This window comes from Neptunomonas antarctica, assembly GCF_001305295.1.
GTDB classification, from domain to species: domain Bacteria; phylum Pseudomonadota; class Gammaproteobacteria; order Pseudomonadales; family Balneatricaceae; genus Neptunomonas; species Neptunomonas antarctica.
This window is the reverse complement of the sequence record NZ_LJSI01000042.1, coordinates 156,262-169,141: the sequence shown is the minus strand read 5'-3', so window position 1 is coordinate 169,141 and position 12,880 is coordinate 156,262. Positions and strand designations below refer to the sequence as shown.

The following is a 12,880-nucleotide window of genomic DNA, read 5'->3' as shown; positions in this document are numbered from 1 at the left end:
TTATTCCTGATTCCAACGTTGGGAGATGAATATGACAGATTTGAACAAGCAAAATAAAAATACGCAAACAGCCATTAATGAAAAAGAATTGCAGGATATGGTGGCCGCCAGTGATACCGGCGCACGTATCCCGCATGGCTGGCAGGGCAAACTCCTGTTAGGAACAGCATTATGCTGGTCACTTTTTCAACTATGGATAGCATCACCGTTACCTTTTTATGATTGGCCCCTGTTAGGCAGCTTCGGTATTTTTAACGGCACTGAAGTCCGTGCTATCCATTTGGGCTTTGCGGTGTTTCTGGCATTTACGGCCTATCCTGCCTTAGCCCACTCACCACATCACCGTGTACCACTCAACGATATCGTGTTGAGTATTATCGCGGCCTTTTGTGCGTCCTATATTTTTATCTTCTACGATCAGCTCATCACCCGCCCCAGCATGCCTAATACGCAGGATTTAATTGTTTCTGTTGTCGGGTTATTGTTGTTGCTTGAAGCGGCCCGCAGAACACTCGGCCCACCGCTGATGATCGTGGCGATTGTGTTTCTGACCTATTCATTGGCCGGCCCGTATATGCCGGATATAATTGCCCATAAAGGCGTCACACTTAAAGAGCTTGTCAATCATCAGTGGTTAACGACTGAAGGCGTTTTTGGTATTGCGCTTGGCGTGTCTTCCAATTTTGTATTCCTGTTTGTTTTGTTCGGCGCATTGCTGGATAAAGCAGGTGCAGGTAACTATTTTATTCAGGTTGCCTTTTCATTATTAGGGCACATGCGCGGTGGCCCGGCCAAAGCAGCAGTAGTCGCTTCGGGTCTTACGGGGCTGATTTCAGGTTCGTCTATTGCTAATGTGGTAACCACAGGTACGTTCACCATTCCGATGATGAAACGTGTCGGATTTTCTGCCGAAAAAGCGGGTGCGGTTGAAGTAGCCTCTTCTGTTAATGGGCAAATCATGCCACCGGTGATGGGCGCAGCAGCGTTCCTCATGGTCGAGTATGTAGGCATCTCTTACATTGAAGTTATTACACATGCGTTTCTTCCTGCGCTGATTTCTTATATCGCACTGGTTTATATCGTTCATCTTGAAGCCATGAAGTTAGAAATGCAGGGCTTGCCACGTCGCGGGGCTATTAAGCCCTGGCATCTTCGTGTGATCGGTTTACTCAGTGGCTTTATTGTCACCGCTGCTATTGCTGCCATTGTTTACTATGGTATTGGCTGGATTAAACCAACGTTCGGAGAGTCTTCCGGGATCGTCATCGCCGTATTACTGTCGGTGGTTTATGTCTTTTTAGTGCGGTTTGCATCTGCCGTTCCTGATTTGAAATTGGATGCTCCCGATTCACCGATGATTGAGCTTCCTGAAGTTGGCCCAACGGTTAAATCTGGTTTGCACTTCTTACTGCCCGTTGTCGTGCTGGTCTGGTGCTTGATGATCGAGCGGTTGTCTCCGGGGCTTTCTGCCTTCTGGGCGACGGTGCTGATGATCTTTATTTTGGTCACGCAACGTCCATTGATGGCTTACTTTCGTCAACAAGGTCATTTGGGTGTTCAGCTACGAAAAGGTGCTAACGAGCTGGTTGATGGTTTGATTGTGGGTGCCCGCAATATGATTGGTATCGGGATTGCCACAGCAACCGCAGGTATTATTGTGGGTGCGGTATCGCAAACCGGTGTCGGCTCTGTGCTGGCTGATTTGGTTGAAATTCTCTCGATGGGTAACTTGTTACTCATGCTGATACTGACGGCTATATTGAGTCTGATTCTTGGTATGGGACTACCTACCACCGCTAACTATATTGTTGTGTCTTCGTTGTTAGCGCCGGTTGTTGTAACGCTCGGGCAAGAGTCTGGCTTGATCGTTCCGCTGATTGCCGTTCATCTGTTCGTATTTTACTTCGGTATCATGGCGGATGTAACGCCTCCTGTAGGCCTGGCTTCATTTGCTGCCGCTGCGGTTTCTGGTGGTGATCCGATTCGTACCGGGTTTGTTGCCTTTAATTACAGTATGCGTACGGCAATTTTGCCTTTCTTGTTCATTTTCAACACGGATCTTTTACTGATCAATGTGACGTGGTTTCAAGGAATAATGGTCTTTATTGTTGCCACCTGCGCCATACTTATATTTACAGCCTCCACTCAAGGGTTCTTTCTTGTACGTAGCCGTTGGTATGAATCGGCGGCGTTGATGTTGATTGCGTTTTCACTTTTCCGTCCGGGTTTCTGGATGGATCAAATGGTACCGCCTCATCAGCAAATTGCGCCTACAGAGCTTATGCAAGCGGCAGACTCAATGGTCGCTGGAACTGAATTACGCCTATGGGTCGAGGGTGAAGATGCTGTGGGTAACAACCGCTCATTTATGGCCAGTATGGCATTAGGTGAAGGGGCTGATGGTGCTGCGCGCATGGATGCTGCGGGACTTGAGCTGGTGACCAACAACGGCAAAACGATTGTTGATTACGTTGGTTATGACAGTGCAGCAGAAAAAGCTGGTTTGGTCTTTGATCAGGTTATTACTGCAGTGGATGTGCCACAAACACAGCCTGCTAAGGAATGGATCTACATACCAGCATTAGCTTTCTTTGCATTGATTATTTTACTGCAGCGTCGCCGTAAAACGCCTGGAGCGGTGGTGTCCAATCCAGTGAATGCTAGCTAACGTCTAGTCAACCTGACCGATAAATTACCTGATAACCGGCTATCAAAGTCAGGTTATCAGGTTGGTAGGAGGTAAGAGCTATGTTTAAAAAAGTACTCGTCCCCATTGATCTGAATGAACCCGATTTTGCAGAACAGGCGCTGTTGCTGGCACTGCGTGAAGTACAGGAAAACGGATCTGAGTTGCACATGCTAACCGTTGTTCCAGGTTTTACTAACTCATTTGTCGCGGCCTATTTTAGTGAAAAAGACCACATTAAAGCAGTAAAAGAGATCGCCCGTAAATTACAGGATTACTCGCATAAAGTGATGCCGGAAGGCGTTCATCCAACCCTGCGTGTATACGAAGGTTCTCCTGCAGAGACGATTGTCAATTACATCGCCTCTAAAGAGATTAATCTGGTCATTATGCCGGCTCATCATCGTTCTAAAATTGATGAGTTTTTACTGGGTTCAGTGTCTGCCAGAGTGGCCGAACGTTCTAAATGTTCTGTTTTACTACTGAAAGACTGAGCTTGTTAGATGGAGGATTTTAGACTAAGTTTTTCATAAGTAATAAATATTACCGATTCACCATAAAAAATTTCATGTGTTCTGTAACCTCTGTATGAAGCAATTTGTGCATGAAGTAATGTTACAGAACTAAACACATCACCTCACTTGGGTTAAAAATAAATAACCATGGTTAAACGAGCTTCTGACAACAATATATTGCTGGCTCCACTGACAGAGCTTCTTAGCGCTAAACTACCTCCAGATAGCTTCCACGCTATCTCGGATTTTGCGCAACAGTATTATCAAACAACAACGAAGGAAGAGCTCAACGAGCGCTCGTTGGATAATCTGTATGGAGCCACGATGTCTTGTTGGCAGTTCTTACAAAGTTTTAACGCTAAGCAATCCAAAATACATGTATACAATCCTGATTTAGAACAGCATGGCTGGCGCGCGCAACATACGGTTATCGAAATCCTTCAATCGGATATGCCGTTTATGGTGGATTCTATTCGGATGGAATTAAACCGCCGTGGTTTGGTGATTCATACCATCCATAATGAAGTTCTGTTTACGCAGCGTGATGCTGGAGTTCTGCGTGAATTAAGCGATGCCGATGATAAAACGGCCATGCCTGAAGCGCTTATCTATCTGGAAGTAGATCGCACCAGTGATGCGACGGAACTCAAAGCTATACTGACCTCTTTGCAGCAAATACTTAAAAAAGTACATGTCGTGGTGGCCGATTTTCCGCAGATGCAGGCGCGTGCCATCGCATTGCTGGAAGAACTATCGCAGCATAAAGGTGAGCAAGAAAAAGATGCAGAAGCCTTCCTTCGTTGGATGTTAAATGATCGGTTCACTTTTTTAGGCTATGACGAAATCAGTATTGAAGGCGAGAAGGTCAGCCGTGTAGAGGGCTGCGAACTCGGTATGCTGAAACTGAAGAAATCGGCTGGCCAGCTTAATGAGCGCAGCTTAGGTGATATCCGTGAAGCAGAGCAGAATTTTTTGCTAGAGCCAAGCGTCATCATGTTTGCTAAAGATTCTAATTTTTCACTGGTACACCGGCCTGCCTATATGGACAGAGTCATCATCAAACGTTTTGATGAACAGGGTAATGTAACCGGTAAATGCCGTTTTTATGGTCTTTACACCTCTCCGGTCTATTCTGAATCCATTGACACTATTCCAGTGATGCGTCGCAAAGCCGAAACCGTACTACAACGTTCAGGGTTTGAACGTCGCAGCCACAACGGTAAAGAGCTGATGCAGATCATGAACGATTTGCCGCGTGATGAGCTGATGCTGTCAAGTGAACAGGAATTGCTGGATCTTTCGATTGGTATATTCAGTCTGCATGACCGCCGCCGTATCCGTTTATTATTCCGTCAGGATCGCTGTAACCAATTTGTGACTTTTCTTTACTACGTGCCACGCGACATTTTCAACACGGCGCTACGTATACAGGTTCAGGAACTGCTGGTAAAAGCGTGTAATTCAAGCGAAGTAGAATTTACCACTACTTTCAGTGAATCGATACTCGCACGGGTACAGTTTGTACTACGCATTAATCCCGACAATCCTGTGCAGGTGAATCTTGCTGAGCTTGAATCTGAAGTGGTTAATATTTCCCGTGATTGGGGTGATGAGCTGCATAGCGCACTGATGGATTCCTGTGGAGAAGAGCAGGGTAACTACCTGCAAAATAACTACCGTAACGCATTTAACAGCGCGTATCGGGAGCACTTTAAAGTGACCAGCGCTGTATTTGATATTCAGCGTATTGAAGAGCTGAGCGCTACAAACCTGGTAACCATGAGCTTTTATCGCGTACTTGAGCAAAGCCAGGATATATTACGCTTCAAACTATTTAACGCTAATGATCCATTAATACTGTCAGACGTTATTCCTGTACTGGAAAATCTGGGTATGCAGGTCGTCGGGGAGCATCCTTATGCAGTGCAACGCAGTGATGGGCAGAGTTTCTGGATACACGATTTCACCTTGATCTACCAAGGTGCTGAGCCGGTTGTACTGGATGAAGTCAAAGACGTATTCCACAACGCCTTTGCCAGCATTTGGAACGGATGTGCAGAAAACGACGAATTTAACCATCTGGTTATTGGCGCTAATCTTAGCTGGCGTGAAGTTTCAATGCTGCGGGCCTACGCGCGCTATAGCAAACAGATTCGTTTTGGTTTCTCGCAGCCTTATATTGCAGGCACTCTGGCACGCCATATTCAGGTGACGAAGTTGTTAGTCGCGTTATTCCGCGCACGCCTGGAACCTAGCCGACAGAGCAGCGCTAAAGTGGCGGCATTGGCTGAACGTATCGAAAGCAGCATCCTTGATGCGTTAGATAAAGTGGCGAATATTAACGAAGACCAGATCTTACGTCGCTTCCTTGAGTTGATTAAAGCCACTCTGCGTACCAGTTTTTTCAAACGCGATGAACAGGGCGAGCTTAAAGACTATTTCGCCTTTAAACTTAACCCGCGCAAAATTAACGCAATGCCGCTACCGCGTCCGATGTTTGAAGTATTTGTGTACTCCGCACGAGTTGAAGGGGTGCATCTGCGTGGCGGTAAAGTGGCCCGTGGTGGATTACGCTGGTCAGATCGTTTAGAGGATTACCGCACCGAAGTGCTGGGGCTTGTAAAAGCACAGCAGGTTAAAAACTCGGTGATTGTACCGGTGGGTGCGAAAGGCGGTTTTGTTGCCAAAAAATTACCAACAAACGGTGATCGTGAAGCCTTTATGGCAGAAGGGATCGCAAGCTACCAGATCTTTATCAGCGCGTTGCTGGATATTACCGACAACCTGGTCGGTGGTGCGGTTGTACCGCCTATTGATGTCGTACGTCACGATGAAGATGATCCGTATTTCGTAGTAGCAGCCGACAAAGGCACGGCGACGTTTTCGGATATAGCGAACAAAATTGCTGACGAGCGTGGATTCTGGCTGGGTGATGCGTTTGCATCGGGCGGTTCGCAAGGCTATGACCATAAAGGCATGGGGATTACGGCACGCGGTGCATGGGAGTCAGTCAAACTGCATTTCCGTGAATTAGGGTTGGATACGCAAACAGAACCCTTTAGCGTTGTCGCGATTGGTGATATGGCAGGCGATGTATTCGGTAACGGCATGCTGTTATCTGAACAGACCCAGCTATGCGCGGCCTTTAACCACTTACATATCTTTATTGATCCTACACCCGATGCAGCCAGCAGCTTTGTTGAGCGTCAGCGCTTATTCGTGTTGCCGCGTTCAAGCTGGGAAGATTATAACGCTAGCCTGATCTCTGCAGGGGGTGGTCTTTTCTCTCGGGCCTCTAAGTGGATTGATATTTCGCCACAAATGAAAGCCCGATTTGATATTACTGCTGACCGCTTATCACCCAATGATTTGCTGACAGCACTGCTCAAAGCACCTGTTGATCTGATCTGGAATGGTGGCATTGGAACCTACGTAAAAGCGTCTCACGAAACGCATGCAGATGTTGGCGATAAAGCCAATGATAGCCTGCGTATCAATGGTAACCAGTTACGTTGCAAGGTGTTGGGTGAAGGCGGAAATCTTGGCTTTACACAGCTAGGCCGGATGGAATTTTGCCGTAATGGTGGTAAATCAAACACGGACTTTATTGATAATGCCGGGGGTGTTGATTGCTCCGATCACGAAGTTAATATCAAAATTTTGCTGAACGAAGTCGTCGTCAATGGCGACATGACCGTGAAGCAACGTAACGTATTATTACGCGAAATGACTGACGAAGTCGGTAGTCTGGTTCTACAGAACAACTACAAACAAGCACAGGCAATCAGTGTTGCTCACTCTCATGCATGCCGTTCTATGGATGAATACATTCGTCTTATCAATCGCTTAGAAGCGGAAGGTAAACTAAATCGTGAACTTGAATTCATACCCGCTGATGATGAGTTGCAAGCACGTAAAGCGGCAGGCGAAGGGTTAACACGTCCAGAGTTAGCCGTGCTGATTTCCTACATTAAAGGTGAGTTAAAAGAGACACTCAATGTTCCTTCTATCACCCAGGATGCTTATTTGAGCCGTGCTATCTTTACGGCTTTCCCACAGCGCTTGGTGAATGAGTTCAGTGAGCAGATTGAAAACCATCGTCTACGCGGTGAAATTATCGCCACGCAGGTAGCTAACGGCATGGTGAACAGTATGGGCATTACTTTCACCGATCGCTTAAGTCAGATCAGTGGATCAAGCATAGCGGATGTGGCTGCTGCCTTCGTTATCGCCCGTGATGTGTTTGGTATTGATCAGCTCTGGTCCGATATTGAAGCACTCGATAATCAAGTGCCGTCGGCACTACAGCAACAGATGATGGCTGACCTTATCCGCTTAATCCGTCGTGCGACATACTGGTTCCTGCGTCATCAGAAACCGAAAATCGATGCAGCAACGGCGGTTGCCCAATTCCGTCCCGGTAGTATGCAAATCAGCAGTCAGCTTGCTGGCTTGTTAAAAGGTGAGCCTCGTGCGCGTTGGCAGCACAAGCATGATGAATTAGTCACGGCGGGTGTGCCATCTGCATTAGCCGGTGTCGTTGCTGGCGCTGATACTCTGTATTCACTGCTGAGCATTATTCAGGCGGCAGAGCAAACCGGACAGTCTATTGAGCGCGTAGCACAGATTCACTTCAGTCTGGGCGATCGTTTGGAGCTGAATTGGTTTGATCACCAGATTAAAGAGATTGACGTTAACAGCCATTGGGAATCGATGTCCCGTGATGGTTTCCGTGAAGATCTGACCAATCATCAGCAGGCAATTACCGTTAATGTGTTGAAAACTGGCACTGAAGCGGAAGATGATGACTTGCTGGTCAATCAGTGGTTGGAAAACCACGATTTGCTGATGCAGCGCTGGCAGCGTTTACTCAGTGAAATTCGTAACGCCTCGCAGCCGAATTTTGCAATATTCGCAGTGGCTATCAGGGAATTACAGGAGTTGGCCCAAGCTCGCTAAAGAGAGCCTCATTAAAAATGAGGTTCGATAGAAGAGCTTAGATAATACGAGTAAGTAGAAAACAGCGGTGCCAGCACCGCTGTTTTTTTTAGACTAGAACGGCAGTATGCAATGAACCGCGCCGCTCTCATCCCTCTCTAATAATTGCCCCTGAAGTTGATCACTCAAACGTCGTATATGTTGCTGTAGCAGATGTGACCAGTGAGTGGCAGTAAAGATAGGCAACCCACTGTTTTGTTTTATGCTCAACAGCAGATGTCCTGCTTGCTGTGCAGGTTGTAACGTTAGTTTAAGATCATGTCCATCGGCCGACAAAATCACCAACTCTACCGCGCTGATCAATAACTGCTTAAGTCGATTAGCATCAGTTCGCCATTGCGCGGGCAGGGCGCTGTCCAGACGATAATCTAATAGCCAGCCATCACGACGGCTTTGCGGTAAGAAAATTTGGAGCGTGTTATTTAATAAAGTAACGGGATCGATCTGCGTGGGCTGAAAAGGCAATTCTGTTGTGTGCAGCAAACCAATACTGTTTTGTAAGCGTTGATGCTGGGCATGTAGATTAAGGGTAATGTCCTGTGCCACAGGATTCAGTTCAAACTGTTGTAAACGCTGACTCTGTTTCAGGATAGGCGTCATTTGCTGATACAGCTGTTCGGCTGTGATCTGATGATCTGAATACAAGGAATCGTTGTCGCTTATCGGTTGAATACGGGCAGTTTTAATATCACGATACGAGCGTAAACCAACCACAACCGACGTTAGTAAACGCGACGCAGACAACTCAGCTTTACTGAGGTAGTCATTAATATCGTAATTAACAATCACCTGCGCCTCAGGCGCATAACCAGGGTGACCAGTGCGCAGGATAATACGCAGATCATGGTTATTCAGCTCATTACGAATATGCTCAACTAACTGCAATCCTTCATTGTCGGTTTCCATCACCACATCCAGCAGCGCCAGCGCAATATCGGGATGTTGAATTAATAGATCACGTGCCTGCGCGCCACTCATGGCACTAATCAACTCTATTGGGCGCTGTTCAAACTCATAACCTCGGAAAATCATCCGGGTAATACCGTGAATACCTTCTTCGTCATCAACAACCAGTACTTTCCATGGAACCATAACTGAGTAATCACTCTTCATTATTATGAGATTTAATAAACGTGCTATTTTGCCAGCAAAACCTGCCTATGTTCCAGTTGTTTTACTTTTGCACTGGCACCCCAGTGCTGATAAAGCGAGCAGGCCTCATTTAAACAGAATCGAGCCAGACTTAATTGTTTTTTGGTAACCAGATAATCACTATAACGTTCATAGCAAAGCGCTTTGTGATAACCAAAATCGTTTTTTTCTGCTAACTGAATCGCCTCTTCAAAGAGTAAATCAGGAGCCTGATAAGTGCTCTTGATAGCGCGTTGCTCATGTTCGAGTAAGCGTGATTTTTCTGCCTGCAGAAGCACTAATTGTCCCTTGAAATTATCAGGGCAGTGGTGGGCCCACAGCTCCATTCGTGATTCAATTTGATCAATTTCTATTCGTCGAAAACGACCGATGACATGTTGTTGCTGTGCATGAATCAAGCGCATCATAGCCGTACAAAACAGCGCTTCACTGACACAAAAATAACCGGCTAATTCATTCTCCAATAATGCTTCCCACAAATACAGCTCAGGCCAGATAGGCTGCTGATCTAACAAGAGCGCACCAATAATCGTACTGACGGCTTGCCAACCGTTGGAATAATTCACCTGGGTAGGGAATAAATGCTCGCCACGCAATTGCTCAAGTAATATTAATGTTGAGTCCTGTAAACGTTCAGCGTGAAACGGTGTCTGCTCAAGCATCTGCTGGTGATCTTCTCGGCACAGCAATAATTGTTCGCCTAAGGGGGTTGGCGATAAAAATAACAACTGGTGCTTAAGGAGTCGACACTCACTCTGAATAAGCCACTGGCTATGCTCCGTCGCTAACTTATCGACCTGCACTAATTGTTTAACGGCACTATCAAGCGGCGCAAACCAATGCTGCACCTGGCTACTTTGTAATAGCGTTGCACTTATAGCACTATCGCCTTGCGGCGTTTTAGCAGACAGGTTATCAGTATGCGTTATCCCGTCAAGCTGACAAGCTAACTGCATTCCCTGAGCAGAGAACGTTCGCGCCAGCGCATAGTCGGCAGAAAACCAAGAGGACACCCATGCATAGCTTACAAAAGCGAAGGCGGTTAGAGGACTAAGGCCATTCTGCAAACTCAATTCTGTCATTCGTCCAATGGCGCATGCGGCTAACAGAGGTTGGCTCTGCTGTCGTGCTATCAGGCTTATTTGCTCCAGTAGCCGCAATCTTAGTAAATGCTCTGAATCCGTCATCTCTGCCATATTGACTAATGATATGGCGGTAAAGTCTTTGCTGATATCCGTTAACTGCACAAGCAATTGTGATAGTTGTTTTGTCTCATCATCAGGTAGTGGCTGATCAAGCGTCGCCCAACTATCAAGCAGGCAGTCTAATGATTGTGCATACATCCCTCGCTGCTGGTAAACACGCGCCTTCATCAACGCGGTATTAATAGCATCCTGAATGCTCATATCGAATGTTACTAGTTGTTGCAAACACTGATCGGCTGTTTCGATATCCCCCTCGAATAACAGAACACGTACCCGATGCAACAATAAATCAGTTTTCAGGGACAACTCTGAATCATTCAAGTGTCGTCCGGCTTCGGTCAGAAAAACATCTGCGCTTTGGTAGTCATGCTGCTGTTCAGCTTGATCGGCAGCCATCATATTTAATAGGTGTAAGTTAGTTTTAAGGTAAGAGTGGATGCTCAGATTGATAGAGGCAAGAAGCGATGACGCCTCCTCTGCATCCGCTAGTGATAGCGCAAGATTAAGATGGAAAAGGGCAGGTGTGATTTCAGCGAGCGTTGGCTGAGTAAGTATTGTGTGAATAAGCGTTGGCTGAGCAATAGTTGTCTGAACAAGAGGTGCCTTAGAAACCGAAAGCGGATGGGCTAATGTTTTTAGCGGTAAGGTTTTTAATGGTAAAGTTCTTAACATCGCAAGGCCAATCAACGTATGCCGCTGCGTTTTTTCAGCATCACTCATCCGCTGATTAAGCGCATTGAGAACCGCCGTATCTGTAAAGAAATAACCAGCTTGATCATCTTTAATATCGTGGTTTATTGCAGTAACAGTTACGCTTGATTTTTTAATGGCGGTAGCAATCAGCCCAGATTCCTCCGCTGACCAAAGATGAATAGCAACCCGCGCGACGGGATTGTCTGTTACAAGACTCAATTCAGTCAGATCAAACTGATGACCCGATTCACTGCTTACGTGCGTGCTTTTGTTAGAACTTATGTCAGAACTTGTTTTAGAACATAGAAGTGCCGCGCATTCCAGCAATTCAAGACTAAAACTGTTAAGCGAGCCTATTTTTTGTTCGATGAGTTGTGTCGCGTTGTCGCCTGCAAGCCATGCATTGCTGGGTTGTTTGAGGTCGGGAAGCGTAACCGGATCAGAAAAAACAACAGGTTTAATCTGCTGTCGATACGCGCTAGGGGCAACACCCATCCAGCGTTTGAATGCTTTTTGAAAAGCGGATTGATTAGAAAATCCCAGCTGAAAAGCAATTTCTCCAAAACTTAATTGGCCCCTCTGGATAAGCTGTAAGCCTACTTCACGACGGGTATGATCGTACACATCTTGAAAATTGGTACCCAATACGCCCAGTTTTCGCTGAAGAGTACGTAAGCTAAGCCCTAGCGTATCGGCAATCTGTTCACGCCGCACTGTACCTCCGCCTTCGCTCAGCTGACGTCGAATAAGATTGCGTGTTTGAGCCACCAGGGCGCTTTGTTGATTAGATTTACTTAATAATGAATCAGCAAACTCTCGATGCAACTGGTGCATTTCAGGATTCGCGTCGATACAACTTAGTGTGAGATAGTCACTGGCCAGTAGTAATTGATTGCGTGGCGCATCAAATTGAACTTCAGCGGCAAAGAATCGCTGATAAGTCTGTATGTTTTCGGGCTCAGGAAAAGACAAATACACAACACTGGCGGGGATCTGTTGCCCTGTCAGCCATCGTGGCCAGTTGACCAGACAGGCCAGGAAGTACTCGATAGGCTGCAAATTTGGTTCATTAAGTTCTAATGTAAGTAAGGTGCCCTCAACCGTCTGTTCCATTTGTAGAACAGCTCCTTCAAAAAGAAGAGGCAAATAATCAATCAGCGTCTGGTAGGCTTTACCCAACGTTGGCGCTGTAGACATCATAAAACCGATAGAACCCAAGATCCGCGGTTGTGTGGCTTCGCCAAGGTTTAATGCAATACGAGGATTATCAGCCGCCTCAGCTAAGGTATGCAGAACATCGTTAAAATGTGTCGCTGGAAAACGCGCGCCTGGTTTGGTGAAATCAGCGTGCGAAAGGGCGGCGCTATTGAATATCTGTGAGGGCTCCAAACGATAGTGCTGGGCCAGCTGCAAGACAGGCTCTAATAATTTCGCAGACGCGGTTATAACCGACATATAGGCAATACTGACATAAAAAGAGTGTTTGTTTGGGTCGTTATGGGTGGTATGGTCATAAGATTAACATAGAGTTTTAAAAAATATGTCCTTATGTGCCATCACCAATCAATATCGCTGTTCAAAATCTGTATCTAAGCGTTTATTGTCCGGTCTGCGTTGGGTCTTCTTATCAA

The 12,880-nt window shown here is 46.3% G+C and carries 5 protein-coding genes; 3 read left to right on the top strand and 2 right to left on the bottom strand.

What is annotated here, in order from left to right:
* Window positions 1–31 precede the first annotated feature (31 nt).
* The 3 genes from Nant_RS10655 (at window position 32) to Nant_RS10645 (ending at window position 8,160) form a co-directional block, all read left to right on the top strand.
* Entirely contained in the window at window positions 32–2,668 is a 2,637-nt protein-coding gene (locus Nant_RS10655; protein WP_054341631.1) for a TRAP transporter permease, read from the top strand.
* 80 nt (window positions 2,669–2,748) lie between these two features.
* Entirely contained in the window at window positions 2,749–3,180 is a 432-nt protein-coding gene (locus Nant_RS10650) for a universal stress protein (protein WP_054341630.1), read from the top strand.
* A gap of 168 nt (window positions 3,181–3,348) precedes the next feature.
* The gene (locus Nant_RS10645) at window positions 3,349–8,160 is read left to right on the top strand and encodes an NAD-glutamate dehydrogenase (protein WP_054341629.1); all 4,812 of its coding nucleotides are present in this window, start codon (window positions 3,349–3,351) and stop codon (window positions 8,158–8,160) included.
* Between the two features lie 93 nt (window positions 8,161–8,253).
* Here the strand turns inward: Nant_RS10645 and Nant_RS10640 are convergent, their stop codons facing one another.
* Complete coding sequence (locus tag Nant_RS10640; protein WP_054341628.1) at window positions 8,254–9,291, bottom strand: response regulator; 1,038 nt, start codon at window positions 9,289–9,291, stop codon at window positions 8,254–8,256.
* 44 nt (window positions 9,292–9,335) lie between these two features.
* Window positions 9,336–12,704, bottom strand: coding sequence for an AraC family transcriptional regulator (locus Nant_RS10635; protein ID WP_054341627.1), 3,369 nt, complete (start codon window positions 12,702–12,704; stop codon window positions 9,336–9,338).
* Window positions 12,705–12,880: the final 176 nt, after the last annotated feature.